Annotated in this window: 20 protein-coding genes and 1 tRNA gene; 15 read left to right on the top strand and 6 right to left on the bottom strand. The window is 68.0% G+C overall.

From position 1 onward, the window contains the following. Positions 1–26 precede the first annotated feature (26 nt). On the bottom strand, positions 27–1,040 hold the full coding sequence (locus tag K3U94_RS05650) for a YncE family protein (protein WP_230987440.1): 1,014 nt from the start codon (positions 1,038–1,040) through the stop codon (positions 27–29). A 668-nt stretch (positions 1,041–1,708) separates the two neighbouring features. Here K3U94_RS05650 and K3U94_RS05645 point away from each other — a divergent pair. Then, entirely contained in the window at positions 1,709–2,461 is a 753-nt protein-coding gene (locus K3U94_RS05645) for a hypothetical protein (protein WP_220695850.1), read from the top strand. 81 nt (positions 2,462–2,542) lie between these two features. Here K3U94_RS05645 and K3U94_RS05640 read toward each other — a convergent pair. Next, positions 2,543–2,616, bottom strand: a tRNA-Leu gene (locus K3U94_RS05640). Between the two features lie 88 nt (positions 2,617–2,704). Further along, positions 2,705–3,010 carry a DUF732 domain-containing protein gene (locus tag K3U94_RS05635; RefSeq protein WP_220695849.1) on the bottom strand — a complete coding sequence of 102 codons (306 nt, stop codon included), beginning with the start codon at positions 3,008–3,010 and terminating at the stop codon, positions 2,705–2,707. A gap of 481 nt (positions 3,011–3,491) precedes the next feature. Here K3U94_RS05635 and K3U94_RS05630 point away from each other — a divergent pair, with 481 nt between their 5' ends. The 14 genes from K3U94_RS05630 to K3U94_RS05565 all read left to right on the top strand — a co-directional run bounded on the left by K3U94_RS05630 (position 3,492) and on the right by K3U94_RS05565 (position 15,307). Further along, positions 3,492–3,791, top strand: coding sequence for a PE family protein (locus K3U94_RS05630; RefSeq protein WP_047317294.1), 300 nt, complete (start codon positions 3,492–3,494; stop codon positions 3,789–3,791). A gap of 9 nt (positions 3,792–3,800) precedes the next feature. Next, entirely contained in the window at positions 3,801–5,039 is a 1,239-nt protein-coding gene (locus K3U94_RS05625) for a PPE family protein (RefSeq protein ID WP_047317295.1), read from the top strand. 11 nt (positions 5,040–5,050) lie between these two features. Continuing rightward, complete coding sequence (locus tag K3U94_RS05620) at positions 5,051–6,298, top strand: PPE family protein (RefSeq protein WP_412178173.1); 1,248 nt, start codon at positions 5,051–5,053, stop codon at positions 6,296–6,298. 46 nt (positions 6,299–6,344) lie between these two features. Further along, positions 6,345–6,641 (top strand): WXG100 family type VII secretion target, encoded by a 297-nt coding sequence (locus K3U94_RS05615; protein ID WP_047317297.1) that lies wholly within the window; start codon positions 6,345–6,347, stop codon positions 6,639–6,641. Between the two features lie 14 nt (positions 6,642–6,655). Continuing rightward, positions 6,656–6,940, top strand: a complete 285-nt coding sequence (locus tag K3U94_RS05610; protein ID WP_047317298.1) for a WXG100 family type VII secretion target — start codon at positions 6,656–6,658, stop codon at positions 6,938–6,940. 206 nt (positions 6,941–7,146) lie between these two features. After that, a complete protein-coding gene (locus K3U94_RS05605) occupies positions 7,147–7,446 on the top strand; it encodes a PE family protein (RefSeq protein WP_047317673.1) in 300 nt (99 codons plus the stop codon). 39 nt (positions 7,447–7,485) lie between these two features. Beyond that, positions 7,486–8,709, top strand: a complete 1,224-nt coding sequence (locus tag K3U94_RS05600; RefSeq protein ID WP_275564543.1) for a PPE family protein — start codon at positions 7,486–7,488, stop codon at positions 8,707–8,709. Between the two features lie 39 nt (positions 8,710–8,748). Then, positions 8,749–9,045, top strand: coding sequence for a WXG100 family type VII secretion target (locus tag K3U94_RS05595; RefSeq protein ID WP_047317674.1), 297 nt, complete (start codon positions 8,749–8,751; stop codon positions 9,043–9,045). 32 nt (positions 9,046–9,077) lie between these two features. Next, a complete protein-coding gene (locus K3U94_RS05590) occupies positions 9,078–9,362 on the top strand; it encodes a WXG100 family type VII secretion target (protein ID WP_220696689.1) in 285 nt (94 codons plus the stop codon). Between the two features lie 134 nt (positions 9,363–9,496). After that, positions 9,497–10,318 (top strand): PPE family protein, SVP subgroup, encoded by an 822-nt coding sequence (locus tag K3U94_RS24285; protein ID WP_220695848.1) that lies wholly within the window; start codon positions 9,497–9,499, stop codon positions 10,316–10,318. 51 nt (positions 10,319–10,369) lie between these two features. Continuing rightward, the gene (locus K3U94_RS05580; protein ID WP_220695847.1) at positions 10,370–11,551 is read left to right on the top strand and encodes a PPE family protein; all 1,182 of its coding nucleotides are present in this window, start codon (positions 10,370–10,372) and stop codon (positions 11,549–11,551) included. Positions 11,552–11,579: 28 nt separating this feature from the next. Beyond that, the gene (locus K3U94_RS05575; protein ID WP_230987438.1) at positions 11,580–14,102 is read left to right on the top strand and encodes an ATP-binding protein; all 2,523 of its coding nucleotides are present in this window, start codon (positions 11,580–11,582) and stop codon (positions 14,100–14,102) included. Further along, entirely contained in the window at positions 14,102–14,785 is a 684-nt protein-coding gene (locus K3U94_RS05570; protein WP_047317303.1) for a response regulator, read from the top strand. Before K3U94_RS05575 ends, K3U94_RS05570 begins: the two co-directional genes overlap by 1 nt. Before the next feature lie 66 nt (positions 14,786–14,851). After that, positions 14,852–15,307, top strand: a complete 456-nt coding sequence (locus tag K3U94_RS05565) for a DUF1942 domain-containing protein (RefSeq protein ID WP_047317304.1) — start codon at positions 14,852–14,854, stop codon at positions 15,305–15,307. 14 nt (positions 15,308–15,321) lie between these two features. On the opposite strand, the gene K3U94_RS05560 is transcribed toward K3U94_RS05565, so the two are convergent. From K3U94_RS05560 to kdpB, 3 genes are read right to left on the bottom strand one after another with little or no spacing between them, the layout of a single operon-like run. Continuing rightward, positions 15,322–17,874 carry a DUF4118 domain-containing protein gene (locus K3U94_RS05560; RefSeq protein WP_220695846.1) on the bottom strand — a complete coding sequence of 851 codons (2,553 nt, stop codon included), beginning with the start codon at positions 17,872–17,874 and terminating at the stop codon, positions 15,322–15,324. Continuing rightward, a complete protein-coding gene (locus K3U94_RS05555) occupies positions 17,867–18,766 on the bottom strand; it encodes a potassium-transporting ATPase subunit C (protein ID WP_220695845.1) in 900 nt (299 codons plus the stop codon). The genes K3U94_RS05560 and K3U94_RS05555 overlap by 8 nt, the downstream gene beginning before the upstream one ends. 1 nt (position 18,767) lies before the next feature. Further along, on the bottom strand, positions 18,768–20,846 hold the full coding sequence (gene kdpB / locus K3U94_RS05550; RefSeq protein WP_220695844.1) for a potassium-transporting ATPase subunit KdpB: 2,079 nt from the start codon (positions 20,844–20,846) through the stop codon (positions 18,768–18,770).

The following is a 20,846-nucleotide window of genomic DNA, read 5'->3' as shown; positions in this document are numbered from 1 at the left end:
CGCCGGCACCTGGAATGCGGCGTGGGTTACAGCGCGGGTTCGAGTTGCAGCATTCGGGTGACCGCGTCGTCGAGCTCCAGCTGCTCGTGCAGCGACGCTGACGGCGCCGGCAGGTCGGCCAGCGACGCGATGGTCACCTTGCCGTCGAGTCCGGCGATGTAGAGCCGACTGCCGTCCGGGCTCTCGGCGGCGCAGGACGGCTCGGTGATGCCGGTCAGCGTGCCGAGGGTCTCGCTGGTGCGCGCACACAGCACCAAAACGGCGCCCTCAGTCACCAGGTAAATCCGCTGGCCGTCGCGCCCGGCGATCAGCTGGATCAGCTTGGCCTCAAGGGCGCGACCGGCGCTGACCGCGTGGGTGCGGGCGTCGACGACGTGGACCCGGCTGCGGCCGTCGGGACCGGATGTCGCCACGTACAGCCGAGCGCCTTCCGGGCTGACCGCGACATCGATGATGCTCGCGCCGATCTTGATGGTGTCGACGACGTTCAGGTCGCGGTCGAGCACCGTGACCGTGTCGCCGGAGGGCTGGCGGACCGCCGCGTAGAGACGCCGGCCGTCCGCGCTGATCCGCAGGCCGGCTGCCGCCGCCGCGGGGTCACCGGAGACCGTGACGGACCCGGCGAGACGCATGGCCGCGTCGAGCACGACCACGTCGACGCCGGCCGAGCCGGTACGGGTGAGGTACACGCGGCTGCTGGCCGGGTCGGCGACCAGGTCACCGATGTCCATGGCCACCGGGTAGCACCCGGCGATCTCGGCGGTGTCGACGTCGATCGCCAGCACGGCGTCCAGTGCGGTCGAACCCGCGGTGACGTAGGCCCAGCCGGTGCCGGCGGGGCCGGCGGCGATCGAGAAGGGCTCGTCGGCCTGGAACACGGTGTTCACGATCTTGCAGCTGGCGGTGTCGATGATCGAGACCGTGTCGTCGCCGTAGTTGGTGGCCAGCAGTCGTCGGCCGTCCGCGGTGACCGCGATGCCGCCGATCGGGCCGCGATCCAGTGTCACGGTGTTGGCGACGCGGGCTGCAGAGTTGGCCAATCTATAAGCCGGCACGTCGTCCACATCGCTCCTATCGACCACTGTTCGCATCGTTTCGTTTCGTCTCGTCACTGCCCACGCTCCCCGTGGCTACCGCAGCGCGGCCCGGTCGAGACCGGGGATGCCGAGGCGGGGCGTCTGGTCGATCCTAGCGGTGAATTCGAAGTAACAGGAAAATGTCGTAATTATTGTGATCGAGGTCGCAGGCTAATCCCAACTGCCCCACGCTGGGGCGGGCGAAACCGCAAGATCCGAACGCTTCAGCAACCCCGTCGATACGGCCTGAACAGGTTGTTTACCGTTATTGGACAACTTGTGATCTGCGTCGCGATTAACATTGAATAAGAATTTAAGAACTCCCACCAGGAAATTCGGCGCTTCCCGCCGGAAGACTCTTGCAATTTTTCGGATGGGCGAGTATGGGCCGGGGGCCCGCCCGCGAAGGTGGCCCTACGACTCGTCGAGACAGCCCGCATCGAGCTGGCCCACGAGGTGTCCAGGACATCCAAACCCTGTGTCCAGACATCCAAACCGTAGGGAAATACCTGATTCGTCCGCACTCGTGCCTTCTCTACTGTCAGCGACAACGCGTCATGACGCGCGTAACCGGGGCCATGTCGAACGGAGCGAACCTCATGCCAAGAAACACGGAGATGTGGCCGTACGTCGTGAAACGATCTGCCGTCGTCGCCGGCGTGAGCTCTTTGTGCTGGACGGCGGCGGCACTGGTCGCTCCTCTTGCCAACACCGTTCCGCTGAGCAACGGGCTCGACATCGAGTGCTTTCTGGACAACACCAACAATCACGTGAAATGCGTGACCATGGGCGGCTGCCCACGTGTGCACGGCGACTACGTCGTCGACGCCCTGCACACGATGATCAACGGGCAACAGACCGAATACCCCTATAAGTGCATCAACAACCAGGTCGTCAGCTGGGGGCTCAACATCGACCCCAACTCGACGTTCACCTTCGGAGTCCAGGCATGTCGCAAGAAGGACCTCGAAGGCGACTGGTGCACAGCGTATTCGGACTACACCTACACGCCGCCGCAGCCGGTTAAATGTCCGCCTAACTCGCGTACTTCGACAGTCCCGGCCGGCCAAACATGCACTCCGGCCCCGGACATCACCCTGACGGCGGAGCCTGGCGCGCCGCTCGGCGGGGGCGCTCCAGCGCCGGCACCTGCGCCTGCGCCTGCTGGCCACACCGTGATCAGCGACGTGGATCTGTACGACGTGCCGGGCGGCGGTGGCACCGTGATCGGGATGCTCAAGAAAGGTGACGCGGTGACGCTGAACGGCCCGTGCCCGATCCACAACGCCGCCAACCCCGATGACCCGAACAACGGCTGGTGCAAGGTCACCGACACCACCAGGAAACTGACGGGCGCCGTCTGGGGAGACGCAATCTCAAAGTAGTGGTCGAACCGCCATCCGATCGAGGACTGCGTTCGGCGCGGCAACAGCGTCAAAACCCATATCTGAGCTGCACAAACACCGTGCCCCCAGTCGGACTCGAACCGACACTGTGCGGATTTTAAGTCCGCTGCCTCTGCCAATTGGGCTATGGGGGCTCGCGGCGAATCTAACGCGGCGGCCTCGCCAGCGCCCTACCGGCACTCCGAGAAGAGAAGAGAAGAGAAGAGAAGAGAAGAGAAGAAGTCAGGCGTGCTCGGGGCAGTAGTTCTGCGCGGCGATCCGCGCGAACTCCGCGGCACGCTGCAGCGTGAAGCCGGGGTTGGTGGTCTGAACCGCGACCACGGTGTCCATCGGGGTGAGTCCGGCGTCCATCAGCTGGCACACTGAGTGACCGGCCGAGATCGCCACCTGGTCCGAGCCCCGGTGGCTCAAACCGGCCCCGGACAGCTGGGTCAGGAAGGCGGCGTCGCTGCCGACCGGCTCTGCGTGCGCCGGCGCAGCCAGACCGACCATGGCGGTGATGCCCACCAGCAGCAGAAACCGATTCATAGCTCGTAGTGTGCTGAGCGTTCGTTAATAACGTGTTACGCACCGTTTACTCCCCCGGATCCGGATGTTAAATCCGTGTTACCGGGCCCTCACCACCCCCGGGCGAACTGCTGGCACTACCGCTACCCAGCGCTAAAAATGTTGTCCATCAACCTGATTGACAGCCAGCCGCAGGACGCCGAAATGGCGGCGCCCACGCACCGCGGGTCATTGTGAGCTAGACCACTTCATTGCAACGCGAAAGCCCTTCGGCGAACACCCGATACCGCCACGCACGGCTTTTGCGTCCATGCCCCCGTTCGGCCTCCGGGACGCGAAATCGTGACGCCGCACACACCTGCGACGCGCCCGCACTGAGGTGCATGTAAAGAGTTCCGACACCGCGGTTAAGAAGCGGTTAACCAGCTTTCACAATCGCACAGTCATGCGGAACTGTGGTGCCCGGAGCCGATTCATCACCGGGCTTCGTAAGGAGAATCCCATGTCTTTCGTGACCACCCAGCCGGAGGCGCTGGCGTCGGCGGCCAGCACCCTGCAGGCGATCGGCGCCGCGCTCAACGCCCAGAGCGCCGCGGCGTCCGCCCCCACCACCGGCGTCGCTCCTGCGGCCGCTGACGAGGTCTCGGCGTTGACCGCAGCGCAGTTCGCCGCGCACGCCAGCCTGTATCAGACGGTTGCCGCGCAGGCTTCGGCCATTCACGAGATGTTCGTGGCCACGCTCAAGAGCAGCTCCGAGTCGTACGCGGCCACCGAAGCCGCGAACGCGGCGGCGGCGGGTTAGGCGGCAGACATGTGGGATTACGGAGCCCTGCCCCCCGAGATCAACTCCGGGCGCATCTACACCGGACCGGGGTCGACGCCGATGATGACGGCCGCCGCGGCCTGGCGCGGACTGGCCGCCGAACTGAGCGCGGCCGCCCACTCCTACGAGACGGTGATCAGCGAGCTGTCCGGCGAGGAATGGCTCGGCCCGGCATCGTCATCGATGTCCGCCGCCGCGGCCCCCTACATCGCCTGGATGAACAACACCGCCGCACTGGCCGAACAGGCCGCAGTCCAGGCCACCTCCGCCGCCGCAGCATTTGAGACGGCGCGGGCGGCCACGGTGCCCCCGGCGGCGGTCACCACCAACCGGGTGCAGCAGGCGGCGCTGGTCGCGACCAACATCCTGGGCATCAATACCCCGGCGATCGCGGCTCTGGACGCCAACTACGCGCAGATGTGGGCGCAGGACGCCGCGGCGATGTACGGCTACGCCAGCGGCTCGGCTGCCGCGACGCAGGTCACCCCGTTCAACGAGCCGGCCCAGAACACCAACCCGGCCGGGCTGGCCAACCAGGGTGCTGCGGTCACCCAAGCCGGCGGCAGCAGCACCGCCAACAGCACCGCGCAGACGGCGCAGATGATCTCGTCGCTGCCGAACGCCCTGCAGAGCATGGCCTCGCCGGCAGCGTCGACCGACTGGATCGAGCAGGTCATCGAGTTCCTCTACAACGACACGGTGAACGGCTACGCGTTTATGGTCGGCACCCCGCTGTACAACCTGTTCAACACCGCCGGCACCGGCGCGGCCTTCATCCCGTCGGCTCTGCTGCCAAGCCTTATCGGTTTCATGACCGGCGGGGGCTTCAGCGGCACCACCGGCAGTGCGCTCGGAAGTGGCCTGGGCGCGGCGTTGAGCCCCGGAGGTGCACTCGGCGCTTTGGGTGCGCTCGGCGGCGGCCTGTCCAGCGGCGTCAGCAGCGCATTCGGGGTCAGCGCGGTCACCCCGGCCGTCACCGCCACCATGGGCAAGGCCTCGCTGGTCGGGACGTCATTCTCGGCGCCGGCGGGCTGGACGGCAGCCACCCCCGGCGCCGCGGCGCTGACCAGCGGGCCCGGCGGTTGGGCGGTCCCCTCGGAGACCCACAACAACATGGCCTCCGTGCCCCCGCCGGTGCCGGCCGGCGTCGGGCAGCGCGGCATGAACTACGGCACGCCGCGTTACGGGTTCCGGCCCAAATTCATGCCCAAGCCGATGGTGGTCTAGGAGCAACGATGATCGACTACGCCCTGCTGTCGCCGGAGATCAACTCCGGTCGTCTGTACGCCGGTCCCGGCTCCACACCGATGATGACGGTCGCCTCCGCGTGGCGCGGACTGGCCGCGGAGATCTCCTCGGCTTTGACGTCGTGCGAAACGACGATCACCCAGCTCGTCGACGAAGAGTGGATGGGCCCGGCATCGGCATCGATGACCGCCGCCACCAAGCCCTACCTGGCCTGGATGGCCGACACGGCGGCGAAGGCCGAGGAAGCGGCCACCCAGGCCACCGCCGCAGCGGCCGCGTTCGAGGCGGCCCACGCGGCCACCCCTCCCCCGGCAGTGATCGCCGCCAACCGCGCTCAGCAGAAGCAATTGGTGGCCACCAACGTCGTCGGCCAGAACTCCGCCGCGATCATGGCCAGCGACGCACAGTATTTCGAGATGTGGGCCCAGGCCACCGATGTCATGTACAGCTACGCCGCGTCCTCGGCCGCGGCGACCAAGGTGACGCCGTTCAGCGAGCCCAACCAGACCACGAATCCGGACGGAACGGCCAACCAAGCCGCCGCGGTCAGTCAAGCCAACGGCACGGCCGCCAGCAACAACGCCGCACAGACGGCGCAGGCGATCTCGTCGCTGCCGAACACCCTGCAGACCCTGACCTCGCCCGGTCCCGCTGACGCCGGCCTGCCTCCGCCCACCCTGGCCGGGCTCCTCGAAGCCATCGGGCGCAACGCGTCGATCAACGGTGTGGTGTCGCTGGTGACCTACCCGCTCAACGGCGTGATGAGCTTCACGGGAACCTCGGCGGCGTTCACCCCGGCAAGCTTGATCCCGACCATGACCACGTTCTTCTCCGGCGGCGGTTTCAACGCCCTCGGCGGTGGTGCGGCAGGTGCCGGTATCGGCGCCCTGCTGGCCCCCGGTGGTCCGCTGAGCAGCCTGGGTGCGCTGGGCGGCGGCGCGGCATCGGCTTTCGCGGCGAGCGCGCCGACCGTGACGGCCGGGGTGGGCCAGGCCACCCTGGTCGGGGAGTTGTCCGCGCCGTCGGCATGGGCCGCGGCCGCGCCCGCTGCCAGCGCCGTCGATACGGCCAGCGCCTTACAGGGCAGCAGCTGGGCGGCCGCCCCGGAACAGATCGAGTCGATGGCGGCCATGCCCGGCGGCATGCCGATGGGCGCCGAACGGGGCGGCTTCGGCCTCGGCACTCCCCGCTACGGCTTCAAGCCGACCGTGATGGCCCGGCCAGTGGTTGCCGGCTAAGACCCCTCACCGCAGGACGGAACCCGCAGATAAGGAGAGAGAAATCATGGCAACACGTTTTATGACTGACCCGGACGCGATGCGTTCGATGGCGGGCCGTTTTGATGTGCATGCGCAGACGGTGGAGGACGAGGCGCGTCGGATGTGGGCGTCGTCGACCAACATCTCCGGTGCGGGTTGGGGTGGTCTGGCGGAGCGGACCTCGATGGACACCATGGGTCAGATGCAGACGGCGTTTCGCAACATCGTGAACATGCTGCACGGGGTGCGGGATGGGCTGATTCGCGACGCGAACCACTACGAGCAGCAGGAAGCTGCTTCTCAGCAGATCCTGTCGAGCTAGAAGGAGAACCGCAGATGTCGATTAACTACCAGTTCGGTGATGTGGATGCCCACGGTGCGTTGATTCGTGCCCAGGCGGCGTCGTTGGAGGCTGAGCACCAGGCGATCGTGCACGATGTGCTGGCTGCCGGTGACTTCTGGGGTGGTGCGGGTTCGGTGGCCTGCCAGGAGTTTGTGGCGCAGTTGGGCCGCAACTTCGCGGTGATCTACGAGCAGGCCAACTCTCACGGTCAGAAGGTGCAGTCGGCCGGCAACAACATGGCCAACACCGACGCCTCGGTGGGCTCCAGCTGGGCGTAACGTCAGGCAAGGCCCGGGAAACCCGACGCAGCAGAGGGGGCTGCGTCGGGTTTTTCCGTTCCCGGGCATCAAGGATCCATCAAGGTTCGATTCCGCTCCGTTAAGAGCACGTAAGGGCAACAGCTAACCGAGCACCGTTGCGGCACGGTGGATCTCGTGGCCGGCACCGCGCCGGCTCGATCGGTTAGGAGATGGTGATGCCGTTGATGTCGTTCGTGAGCGCCCAGCCTGCAGAGCTGGCGGCCGCGGCCGGCGAATTGACCGGTATCGGCTCGGCGATGGCCGCCCAGAACGCGGCTGCCGCCCCTGCGACTACTGGCGTGATCCCCGCTGCGGCAGACCCGGTGTCGGCGTTGACCGCAGCACAGTTCGTCACGCACGCCGGCCTGTACCAAGCGGTCAGTGCCCAGGCGAATGCGATTCACCAGATGTTCGTCACCACCCTGACGACCAGCGCGGCAGCGTACCAGGCGACCGAGGCCGCCAACGCGATCGCAGCGCGCTGAGTTCAGCAAAAAACAAGCAAGACAAAGGAACTCGAGAACATGATGGAGTTCGGTGCGTTGCCACCGGAAGTCAACTCCGCGTGGATGTACACCGGGCCGGGAGCGGCGCCGCTGATGGCCGCCGCAGCGGCCTGGCGCGGACTGGCCGCGGAGCTGGGGTCGACCGCCGCCGCCTACCAGGCGGTGATCGCCCGGATGGCCGGTGAGCTGTGGGCCGGCCCGGCGTCGGCGTCGATGGCCGCCGCGGCGGCGCCCTTCGTGGCGTGGATGAACACCACCGCCGCTCAGGCCGAGCAGGCCGCCACCCAGGCCACCGCGGCCGCGGCCGCCTTCGAGACCGCGTTCGCCATGACGGTTCCTCCGCCGGTGATCGTGGCCAACCGCAGCCTGCTGATGGCCCTGGTGGCGACCAACTTCCTGGGGCAGAACACCCCGGCGATCACGGCCACCGAGGCGCAGTACGCCGAAATGTGGGCCCAGGACGCCGCTGCCATGTACGGCTACGCGAGCGGTTCGGCCGCCGCGTCGCAGATAACGCCGTTCAGCCCACCCGCCCAGACCACCAACCCGGCCGGGTTGGCCGGCCAGGCCGCCGCGGTCACCCAGGCCGCCGGCAGCTCGGCGGCGGGCAACAGCCCGAGCAGCCAACTGATCTCGGTGTTGCCCGGCGTGCTGCAGAGTCTGGCGTCGCCGACCCAGGGCAGCTCGCCATCATCGGCGTCGTCGAGTCTGTCGGGGATTCTGGGCAGCCTGTTCGACAACAGCCAGATCACCGACAGCATCAACGGAATGGTCAACACCGGAGCCTGGAACGTCGCCAGCACGCTGTCGACCGCGGTCGGCTTCTTGAGCAGTCTCGGCAGCAGTGCGGGATCGTCGATGGGGACGGCGGGCTCCGCGGCCGCCGGCGGGCTGAGCTCGGCCGTCGGCGCGGTGGCACCAATGGCCTCGCTGGGTACGGCGGGCTTCGCGGGCCTCGGCGGGCTGGGCTCATTCGGCGGTGCGCCGGTTTCGGCGGCCCTCGGTCAGGCCGGTTCGCTCGGCATGCTGTCGGTGCCGCCGAGCTGGGCTGCCGGAACCGCCGCCAGCACCGTGTCGGCACTGCCGGGCGCCGGGTTGAACGTGCCCGCAGCAAACGGGACGTCGGCGGTACCGGCCGGCATGCCGATCGGCGCGCTCGGCGGACGCAGTGGCCCCAGCGGGAATCTGCCGCAGTACGGGTTCAAACCCAGCGTCGTCGCACACCCGGTCCTGGCCGGCTGACGCCGGAAGACCACAACCAACAACCAAGGAGCTATGGCAATGACCACCCGTTTCATGACCGACCCGGACGCCATGCGTTCAACTGCGGCCCGTTTCGACGCGCACGCGCAGACCGTGGAGGACGAAGCCCGGCGGATGTGGGCGTCGTCGACCAGCATCTCCGGCTCCGGCTGGGGCGGCCTGGCCGAACGCACGTCCTACGACACCATGGGCCAGATGCAAACCGCATTCAGCAACATCGTCACCATGCTGCATAGCGTCCGCGACGGACTTATCCGGGACGCCAACCAGTACGAACAGCAGGAAGCTGCCTCGCAGCAGATCCTGAGCAGCTAACAACACCGCTACCCCAGGGAGTAATGATCGAGATGTCCATCAACTATCAGTTCGGCGACGTCGACGCCCACGGCGCCTTGATTCGCGCCCAGGCCGCCGCCCTGGAGGCCGAGCACCAGGCGATCGTGCAAGACGTGCTGGCCGCCGGGGATTTCTGGGGCGGCGCCGGCTCGGTGGCCTGCCAGGAGTTCATCACCGCGCTCGGGCGGAACTTCCAGGTCATCTACGAACAGGCCAACGCCCACGGCCAGAAGGTCCAGACGGCCGGCAACAACATGGCCAACACCGACACCGCCGTGGGCTCCAGCTGGGCCTGAAAGCAAACCGTCAATAATCCGTACGAGACCGTAAAGAACTCGTTAACGACCTCTGGCCGTCGGGAGTCCGACGAAACAGTGGAGCGGTGACCGAGCCCAGCTGGGGGCCGGCTCGTATCCGCCGAGGAGATGTCATGTCGTTCCTGACCACCCACCCCGAGGCGCTGGCTGCGGCGTCCGGCAACCTACAGACGATCGCCGCGGCGCTCAACGCCCAGAACGCGGCCGCCGCCGGCCCGATCACCGGGCTGGCCCCAGCCGCCGCCGACGAGGTCTCCGCACTGCAGGCCACCCAGTTCTCCGCCTACGGCACGCTGTATCAGCAGATCAGCGCGCAGGCCGCGGCAATGCAGGAGATGTTCATCCACACCCTGCGCGCCAGCGCCGACTCCTACGGAGAGACCGAGACCGCCAACTCGGCGGCGGCGACCACCACGGCGGGGCTGGGCACGGCTACCGGCCTGGGGACCGTGGGCGCCGGAGCCGCCGCCGATCCGACATTCGGGCTGGGCGGAATCGCCAGCAACTCCGCCATCCTGGCCGCCATGCAGGCCACCAACCTCGGCTCGGCCGCCTCGGAGTTCACCGGCCTGGGCAAGGGCTACATCACCAACCCGCCGGGCGTCATCCACCACCTCGAAGGCGCCGCCGAGCACGCCCACCTCATCTCGCAGGCCGCGCCGGGCCCCGCCGCCCCGGTGGCCGCGGCCGCTGCCGGCCAAGCAGCCCCGCTCAACAAGATGTCGGCACCGCCGAACTGGGCCGGCGAAGCCGCCCCGGCGGCCGAGTCGCGCCCGCTCGTCGCGGCGGGTGCCGCCGAGGCCGAGCCGCACGGCGCCGCCACGGTGCCCGCCGGAGCGCCGGCGGTGGCCTCCTCGGATCGTGGTGGCCCCGGGTTCGGCCGGCCTCGCTACGGTGTCAAGCCCGTCGTGATGCCGCGCAAGCCGATCGTCTAGCGGCGACCAACGCCAGGCCGAAACCCACTAGAGGAAACGGACTTCCACGACATGGACTACGCAGCACTGCCCCCGGAGATCAACTCCGCACGGATGTACTCGGGCGCCGGGGCCGCGCCCATGACGGCCGCCGCGACCACATGGAATGCGCTGGGCGCCGAACTGGCCACGACCGCGGCTTCCTATGAGTCGGTGATCTCGACGTTGACCGACGAAGAGTGGCGGGGCCCGGCCGCAACGGCGATGGCCGCCGCGGCGCGGCCCTACGTGGCGTGGCTCAACACCACGGCCGCGGCCGCCGAGCACGCCGCCGCCCAGGCGTCGGCATCGGCCGCCGCCTACGAGGCGGCGTTTGCGATGACGGTGCCACCACCGGTGGTCGCCGCCAACCGGGCACAGTTCGCGGCGCTGGTGGCGACGAACTTCCTCGGATTCAACACCGCGGCGATCGCGGCGCTGGAGGCGCAGTACGCCGAGATGTGGGCACAGGACGCCATGGCTATGTACGGCTACGCGGCGTCGTCATCGCTTGCCGGGGTACTGCAACCGCTGAGCTCGCCCGCTCCCAGCACCAACCCGGCCGGGATCGCCGGTCAGGGCGCAGCCGTCACGCAGGCCTCGACCAGCAGCGCGCAGAACGGGTTGTCGCAGTTGGTATCCGGACTGCCCTCGGCCATGCAAACCCTGGCGGCGCCGGCGGCGGCATCACAACCGGCGCAGAGTGGCATCACCGACTTCCTGTCCAACTTCGTCAACTCCACCCAGAACATCGGGATCTGGAACGGGCTGCAGACCTACAGCTCGGCGTTGAGCAACGCCGGCGCCTGGCACCTGTTCGCCGGCATCGCCAGCGCATACGCCATCGCCACCGGGCCGACGGCGCCACCGGTCTGGCCGGAGATGGTTTTGGCGGACGCGGTGACGACGCCGGCCGGCGCCGCATCCGGCGGCGCCCCGGTGCTGGCCGGTGTCGGCAAGGCCGCCCCGGTGGGCGGGCTGTCGGTGCCCCAGAGTTGGCCGGCGGCCGTCCCGACAACGGCCACCTCGATCCCCGACAGCACTGCCACCCTGGTCAGCCACGGCTGGACAGAGGCAGAGGAGGGCGGCACGGTCAACACCGTGGGCGCCGGGATGCCAGGTGTGGCATCAGCGGGTCGCAGCGGCTCCGGTCTGAGCAACCCGAGGTACGGGTTCAAACCCACCGTGATGGTGCGGCCTGTCGTCGCTGGCTGATGCCGTCGGTTGCCGCGATGATGGTCTGGTGAGTCTCGTGAGCCAGCGCGGCGAGCGCAGAGAACCACGCGGAGAGCTGCGCATCTACCTCGGAGCCTCGCCCGGGGTCGGAAAGACCTACGCGATGCTCGGCGAAGCGCACCGTCGCGCCGACCGCGGCACCGATGTGGTCGCGGCGGCGGTCGAGACCCACGGCCGCAGCAAGACCGCGGAGCTGCTGCAGGGCATCGAGATCATCGGCGAGCCCGGCGGCGAACTCGATGTCGATGCGGTGCTGGCCCGTCACCCCGAAGTGGTCCTGATCGACGACCTCGCCCACACCAACCCCGCGGGCAGCCGAAATGCCAAACGCTGGCAGGACATCGAGGAGTTGCTGGCCGCCGGGATCACCGTGGTCTCCACCGTCAACGTGCAGCAGCTGGAGAGTCTGAGCGACGTTGTCACCAAGATCACCGGGACCACTCAGCACGACACCGTGCCGGACGCGGTCGTGCGCCAAGCAGCGCAGATCGAACTCATCGATGTGGCACCGGAAGCCTTGCGCCGCAGGCTATCCCACGGCAACGTCTATCCGCCGGAAAAGGTCGACGCGGCGTTGGCCAACTACTTCCGTGGCGAGACGCTAACCGCGCTGCGGGAATTGGCGCTGCTGTGGCTGGCCGGGCAGGTGGACGCGACACTCACCCGCTACCGTGCCGACAAGAAGATCACCGAAACCTGGGAGGCGCGGGAGCGCATCGTGGCCGCGGTGACCGGTGGCCCGGAATCCGAGACGTTGGTCCGGCGGGCCTCCAGGATCGCGTCGAAGGCCGGCGGCGACCTGCTGGTGCTGCATGTCCTGGGTGGCGATGGGCTCTCTGGCGCGCCGGCACCCCGGGTGGGCAAGATCCGCCAACTGGCGATCAGCCTGGGCGCCTCGCTGCATACCGTGATCGGCGACGACGTGCCGACCGCGCTGCTGGACTTCGCCCGTGACGTCAACGCCACCCAGTTGGTGATCGGCAGTTCGCGCCGTTCCCGCTGGGCGCGCATCCTCGACGAAGGTGTCGGCGCGGCCGTGGTGCAGCAGTCCGGCGACATCGACGTGCACATCGTCACCTACGAGGACGCCAAGCCGAGTTTCCGTGGGTTGACGGTGTCGCCGCGGGAGCGACGTGCGGTGTCCTGGCTGGCCGCCGTGGTGGTGCCGTGCCTGATGTGCGCGATCATGGTGGGCTGGCTGGACCGCTACTTCGACGCCGGACAGAGCGCACTGTTCTTTGTGGGCGTGCTGCTGGTGGCCCTGCTCGGCGGTATCGCCCCCGCGGTGCTCTCGGCGTTGCTGTCCGGAGTGCTGCTGAACTACTTCGTGCTCGCACCGCGACGTGATTTCACCATCGCCGAGCACGACGTCGCCGTGACCGAGGTCGTCCTGCTGTTGGTGGCCGTCGCGGTGGCGGCCCTGGTGGACGGCGCGGCCAAACGCACTCGGGAAGCCGGCCGTGCCTCCCGCGAAGCCGAGCTGATGACGCTGTTCGCCGGCTCGGTGCTGCGCGGCGCGGACCTGGACACCCTGCTGGAGCGGGTTCGCGAGACCTATGCGCAACGAGCCGTGAGCCTGGTCCGCGTACCCAGCGGCACCGCGACGCCCGAAGTCGTCGCCTCGGTCGGTGAAAACCCGTGCACGTCGGTAGCTCTCGCGGACACCTCGATCGATGTCGGCGATGACGAGTTCTGGATGCTGATGGCCGGCCGGCAGTTGGCCTCGCGTGACCGCCGGGTGCTGTCGGTGGTGGCTCGGCAGGCGGCCGGACTGGTCCGTCAGGAGGAACTGGCCGCCGAGGCCGGCCGGGCCGACGCGGTGATGCGGACCGACGAGCTGCGCCGTTCCCTGCTGTCGGCGGTCAGCCACGACCTGCGCACCCCATTGGCGGCAGCCAAGGCAGCGGTGTCGAGCCTGCGCGCCGACGACGTCGACTTCTCCCCCGACGACACCGCCGAACTGCTGGCCACGGTGGAGGAGTCGGTCGATCAGCTCACCGGCCTGGTGGGCAACCTGCTCGATTCCTCGCGACTGGCCGCGGGCGTGATCCGGCCGGAGTTGACCAAGGTGTACCTGGAAGAGGTGGTGCAGCGCGCTTTGATCGGAATCGGTAAGCGCAGCAACACCTTCGGCCACGGCCGCGGCCTCGACCAGGTGAAGGTCGAGGTGGGCCCGACCGTGGCGATGGCCGATGTCGGACTGTTGGAGCGCGTGCTGGCCAACGTGATCGACAACGCGTTGCGTTACGCCTCCGACAGCGTGGTGCGGGTGACAGCCGGCCGGGTCGGCGACCGGGTCCTGATCAACGTCGCCGACGAGGGCCGCGGGCTGCCCCGGGGCGGCGAGGCGCACGTATTCGATCCGTTCCAGCGCCTCGGCGACCGCGACAACACCAGCGGCGTCGGCCTCGGGCTGTCGGTCGCACGGGGATTCACCGAGGCGATGGGCGGCACCATCTCGGCGACAGAGACACCAGGCGGCGGGTTGACCATGGTGGTGGACCTGGCCGCACCGGCAGGAGAGAGCTGATGACCACACGAGTTCTGGTAGTCGACGACGAGCCGCAGATTCTGCGCGCGCTGAAGATCAACCTGTCGGTACGCGGCTACGAAGTCGTCACCGCGGCGACCGGCGCCGGCGCGTTGCGTGCCGCCGCCGAGCAGCGCCCGGACGTGGTGATCCTCGATCTGGGGCTGCCCGACATCTCCGGCATCGAGGTGCTCGCCGGGCTGCGCGGCTGGCTGACGGTGCCGGTCATCGTGCTGTCCGCCCGCACCGACTCGGCCGACAAGGTGGAGGCGCTCGACGCCGGCGCCGACGACTACGTGACCAAGCCGTTCGGAATGGACGAGTTTCTGGCTCGGCTGCGTGCCGCCGCACGGCGCAACGCCGCGACCGCCGAAATCGACCAGCCAATAGTGGAAACCGCCTCGTTCACCGTGGATCTGGCGGCCAAGAAAGTCACCAAGAACGGCGGCGAGGTCCACCTGACCCCCACCGAATGGGGCATGCTGGAGATGCTGGTGCGAAACCGGGGAAAGCTGGTCGGACGCGACGAGTTACTCACCCAGGTATGGGGCCCGGCATACGCAAAGGAAACGCAGTACCTGCGGGTCTATCTGGCGCAGTTGCGGCGCAAACTCGAAAACGATCCGTCGAACCCCAAGCACCTGCTCACCGAGGCGGGGATGGGCTACCGATTCGAAGTGTGAATTTTTGAGGTTTTGAAATCCGCCGGTTCGGATATGCCGTGGAGACACTAGCGGAAGGAGTTTGCCGTGATGTTCTCCCAAATCGCCAAGAAGACGGCGGTAACAGCAGCCGGCCTGGCCACGGCCGGAATGCTGGCGGTGGCGCCGGCTTCTGCAGACCCAACGGTCGTCGGATTCGGCCAGACGCAGGAGATTCAAAGTCCAGGCGGGGCCATCGATTACACCGTCAAGAATCTGCAACCCAGCGGCCACAATGACGGTATTTGGTACGCGGATGTGACGGCGCAGGCGGTAAGCGGATCCCCCACCCCCAATATCGCTGACTTCAATGCGCGTGCCGTCAACAGTTCAACATTCGCGGTGATGAAGGGCAATGAGGTCGACGGCCTGCCCAACGGGCCGATCGCCGCGGGCAGCCAGACCAGCGGGCGACTCTACTTCGACGTCAAGAACGGCACCGCGCCGGACAGCGTCGTCTACCGCGACGCCGCCGGAGTCGACAAGGTCGTCTGGAAGCACTGACAATCCCGTCCCAGTCACGTCGCTTGGGGGGCGGCCAGATCCACCATCATGGTGAGTCCGCCCCCCGGCGTCTCGGTGGCGGAGATCGTCCCGCCCATCGACTCGACGAACCCCCGCACTACCGACAAGCCCAGGCCGATACCGGTGGTGTTGTTCTGGTCGCCGATCCGCTGGAACGGCTCGAACAGACGCTCACCGTCCGACGGTAGGCCGCGCCCCTGGTCGGCGACGTTGATGAGAACCCGATCGCCGAACTGACACGCACTGACCCGTATCGGGCCGTCGGGGGCGTAGCGCAGCGCGTTGTCGAGAAGGTTGGCCAGCACCCGGTCCAGCAGTCCGGCGTCGGCCAGCACCACTGCGTCACCGACGTCCACTTTGACCCGGTCGATGCCGGAGCGGACGAAGCCGCTGTTGCCGCGACCGATGCTGACCAGGGCCCGTTCCACGGCTTCGTCCAAGTACACCCGGCCCAGCTCGGGGCGCACCACGCCGGCGGCCAACCGGGAAGAGTCGAGGAGGTTACCGACCAGCGCGGTGAGTTGGTCGATCGACTCCTCTACGGTGGCCAGCAGTTCAGCGGTGTCGTCGGGGGAGAAGTCGACGTCGTCGGCGCGCAGACTCGACACCGCGGCTTTCGCAGCCGCCAGCGGCGTACGCAGGTCGTGGCTGACCGCCGACAGCAGGGAACGGCGGAGCTCGTCGGCCCGGGTGACCGCGTCGGCTCGGCTTGCCTCGTCGGTCAGTTCACGCTGCCGGACCAAGCCGGCGGCCTGCTTGGCCACTGCGGACAGCACCCGCCGATCGCGGGCCGCCAACTGTCTGCCGGCGATCAACATCCAGAACTCGTGATCGCCGACATCGATGGCGGTGTCGGCAGACTCGACCGTCGTACACGGCTCACTGCCCGCCGCGGCGATGACCGTCTGGCCGGCCTGCCGGCCGTCGAGGGTGCGCATCCGCAAGATGCTCACCGCCCGTACGGCGTAGGTCTCCCGGACTCGTTCCAGCAGCGTCTCAAGGTCGGCGCCCCGCAACACCGACCCGGCGAACAGCGCCAGCAACTCCGCCTCCTGGGAGGCACGGCCGGCTTCCCTGGCGCGTTCGGCGGCGCGATCCACCAGCACCGATACCGCGACCGCAACCAGCAGCAGGACGATCTCGGTGACCGCCGAGTCGGTTTCGGCGATGGTGAAACTGTGCCGGGGCTCAATCAGAAAGTAGTTGAGCAGCAAGCCGGATATCAGGGCCGAAAGAATTGCGGGGGCGACGCCGCCGAGCAGGGCCACCGCCAGCACGCTGACGAAGAACAGCGCGCTCTCTCCGCCCAAGCGCAGTACCGGATCCAGCCATGTCGCCGTGATCGCGCAGACCGCCGACGGTACGAGCAGCGCCGCCAGCCACGGCAGCGCACGACGTTGTCGCGGCGAGATGGGTGCGATTCGGAAGCCCTGCTTGGACTCTTCATGAGTCACGATGTGTACGTCGATCTTGCCGGACCGCCGCACCACCACCGCGCCGATGCCCTCGTCGAACAAGCGCGCCCAGCGGGACCGCCGCGACGTCCCGATCACCAGCTGGGTGGCGTTGACTTCCCGGGCGAAGTCCAACAGCGCGGTCGGTACGTCGTCGCCGACGACGATGTGCAGCGAGGCACCGAGACTGCCCGCCAGCTCGCGGATCTTTCCCATCCGCGCACTCGGTACGGCGGGGTGTCCGTCGCCGGCCAGCACATGAAGCGCCAGCAACTCGGCGCTGGACTTCGATGCGATCCGCGAGGCACGCCGAACCAGCGTCTCCGATTCCGGGCCGCCGGTGACGGCCACCACCACGCGTTCGCGGGCTTCCCAGGTGGCGGTGATCTTCTTGTCCGCGCGGTACTTCGCCAGTGCGGCGTCGACCTGGTCGGCCACCCACAGCAGCGCCAGTTCCCGCAGCGCAGTGAGGTTCCCGCTGCGGAAGTAGTTGGACAACGCCGCGTCGACCTTCTCCGGCGCGTACACGTTGCCGTGGGCGAGCCTTCGGCGAAGCGCCTCCGGCGCGATGTCGACGAGTTCAATCTGCGACGCCTGACGGACGAACGAATCCGGCACCGTCTCCTGCTGCTCAACCCCGGTGATTTCAGCGACGACGTCATTGAGGCTCTCCAAATGCTGCACGTTGACCGTAGAGATCACCGTGATCCCCGCAGCGAGCAGTTCTTCGACGTCCTGCCACCGTTTGTGGTTCACGCTGCCCGGCGTATTGGTGTGGGCCAACTCGTCGACGAGCACCACCTGCGGCCGTCGCGCCAACACCGCGGGGACGTCGAGCTCGGGAAAGCACTTGCCCCGGTAGTCAATCCAACGGGGCGCGACGACCTCGATTCCCTGCAGCAGTTCGGCTGTCTTTCTCCGACCGTGTGTCTCGACCACAGCCGCCACCAGGTCGGTGCCTCGTTCCAGCCGCCGGTGAGCCTCGCCGAGCATCGCGTACGTCTTGCCGACGCCAGGCGCCGCACCCAGATAGATGCGCAACTCCCCACGCTTGCCGCGGGTGCCGTAATCGCTCACCGGACGATCATCCATCGGAACAGCAGCCGGGGACAGGATGCTCGTGGTCTAGTTCCAGGTTGACCGCGACGACGTTGACGCGGGCCTCACCGAGGAATCCGAGCAGTCGGCCGCTCTGGTGAGCGCGCACCACGGCACGGACCTGCTCGGCGCTGATCCCCCGAGCCCTTGCAATCCGGTCGACCTGAAGATCGGCGTAGTCCGGTGAGATGTCGGGGTCCAGGCCGCTGCCGCTGGCGGTGACGGCGTCGGCCGGAACCCGCGGGTGTTCGGGCGCCGTCCCCCGGATCGGCACGATCTGGCCGGCGGAGTAGTCCTCACCCGGCCGGGCACATTCCACCCGGACACCGCGATAGCTGGTCAGAAACGGCCCGCGGCCGGCGACGCACGGTTCGTTGACACTGACCACGCGTGCCGGATGGGCGACGGTGCCGCTGCGGTCGCGCGGGCCGAACACCGCCAGCACCGCACCCGTCCCACCGGCGGTGCAGAACGGCCGCGACCCGGCTCCCGCGTCAAGCCCCTCCGCCTCCTCAACCGCCACGCTGCGGGAGCAGACCTGGGTGAGCAGGCTCGGCTGACCGGGCATATCGACGATGCTCTCCGGACCCAGATTGCTTGCCCCGCTGGCTAAAGCGTCATAGCCGGCCCCGGCGCCCGACGGCCTGCCCTGGAAGTACTGCGGCAGCGGTAGGCCGGTGGTGTCGGTGAACGACTGCCCGATCAGTGCGCTGGCCACCGGTTGGCCTTCGCCTTCGATCAATGAGCCATCGGCGCGCTCGCGCAGACCCGGGATCTGCGCCACCAACCAGACGAACACCGGGTAGCCGACACCGAGCACGACGGTCAGGACGAGCAGCGCACGCAGCGCGGCCCAGTGGCTGCGAATCAGGCTCGCGAATCTCATGTCACGCCATCCCGGGCAGTAGTTGAACCAGCAGGTCGATGAGCTTGATCCCGACGAACGGGGCCACGATCCCGCCCAGGCCGTAGACCGCGAGGTTGCGGCTGAGCAGCTTGGACGCGCTGCCCGGAACGTAGCGAACCCCGCGCAGCGCCAACGGAATCAGTGCGGCGATGACCACCGCGTTGAAGACCACCGCCGACAGGATCGCCGATTGCGGGCTGTGCAACCTCATCACGTTGAGCAGACTCAAGCCCGGGAAGATCGTCACGAAAAGCGCTGGGATGATGGCGAAGTACTTGGCGATGTCGTTGGCGATCGAGAAGGTGGTCAGCGCGCCTCGGGTGATCAGCAGCTGTTTGCCGATCTCCACGATCTCGATCAGCTTGGTGGGGTCGGAGTCCAGGTCCACCATGTTGCCCGCCTCTTTGGCGGCGCTGGTGCCGGTGTTCATCGCCACCCCGACGTCGGCCTGCGCCAGCGCAGGTGCGTCGTTGGTGCCGTCGCCGGTCATCGCGACCAGCCGACCGCCCTGCTGCTCCCGTTTGATCAGCATCAGCTTGTCTTCGGGGGTGGCTTCGGCGAGGAAGTCGTCGACCCCGGCCTCGTCGGCAATCGCCTTGGCGGTCAACGGGTTGTCGCCGGTGATCATCACGGTCCGGATACCCATCCGGCGCATCGCGTCGAACCGCTCGCGCATGCCCTGCTTCACCACGTCCCGCAGGTGAATGACACCGAGCACCTGGGCGGGCCCGCCCACCAGCACCTCGCCGACCACCAGCGGTGTGCCGCCGGCGGCGCTGATGCCGTCGACGATCCGGCCGAGCTCGGCGGGGATGTCACCGCCGTGGCCGCGCACCCAGTCGCTGACGGAATTGGCGGCGCCCTTGCGCAATTGGCGTCCGGCGATGTCGACGCCGGACATGCGCGTCAGCGCCGTGAACTCCACCCAGGACGCGGCCGTGAGCTCACCCGGCGTCCGGGTTCGCAGGCCGTAGGCCTCCTTGGCGTAAACCACGATTGAGCGGCCTTCGGGGGTTTCGTCGGCGAGACTGGACAGTTGTGCGGCATCGGCGAGTTCGGCGGCGGTCACCCCGGTGAGCGGAAGGAACTCCGAGGCATGCCGGTTGCCCAGCGTGATCGTGCCGGTCTTGTCCAGCAGCAACGTGTTGACGTCGCCGGCGGCTTCCACCGCTCGCCCGGACATGGCGAGCACATTGCGCTGCACCAGCCGGTCCATGCCGGCAATTCCGATGGCGGACAGCAACGCACCGATCGTGGTGGGGATCAGACAGACCAGCAGTGCCACCAAGACGATGCCGGTGACGCCGTTACCGTCGAGCGCCGCCGTATCCGCGACACCCGGGTTGTTGGCCTTGGAATAGATCGCCAACGGCTGCAGGGTTGCGACCGCCACCACGAAGATCAGGGTCAGCGCGGCCAGCAGGATGTTGAGCGCGATCTCATTCGGAGTCTTCTGCCGGTTGGCTCCCTCGACCAGCGCGATCATCCGGTCGACGAAGCTCTGCCCGGGTTTCTGGGTTATCCGGACCACGATCCGGTCCGACAACACCAGCGTCCCGCCCGTGACCGCGGAACGATCACCGCCGGATTCGCGGATCACCGGGGCTGATTCGCCGGTGATCGCCGATTCGTCCACCGACGCAATGCCCTCGACCACGTCACCGTCGCCCGGGATGACCTGGCACGCTTCGACCACGACGATGTCACCCCGTTGCAGCAGCGGTGCCGCGACCGCCTCTTCGACTCCGGGCGTGTTGGGGGTCCATCCGCGCAGCCGACGTGCGACGGTGTCGGACTTGGACTTTCGCAGAGCGTCGGCCTGCGCCTTACCGCGGCCCTCGGCGACGGCCTCGGCCAGGTTGGCGATGACGACAGTCAGCCACAACCAGCACACGATCAGCCAGCCGAACCATGTCGGCTCGCCGATGGCCAGCACCGTGGACCACACGGCGCCGACCTCGACGATCAACATCACCGGGTTGCGCCACAGGGTACGGGGATCGAGCTTGCGCAACGCCGCGGGCAGTGACGCAAGCGAGACAGTTGTAGCCGAGCGCAT

It is taken from the genome of Mycolicibacter heraklionensis, assembly GCF_019645815.1.
GTDB lineage: Bacteria > Actinomycetota > Actinomycetes > Mycobacteriales > Mycobacteriaceae > Mycobacterium > Mycobacterium heraklionense.
The sequence above is the reverse complement of the archived record's forward strand: the minus strand, read 5'-3'. Positions and strand labels throughout refer to the sequence as shown.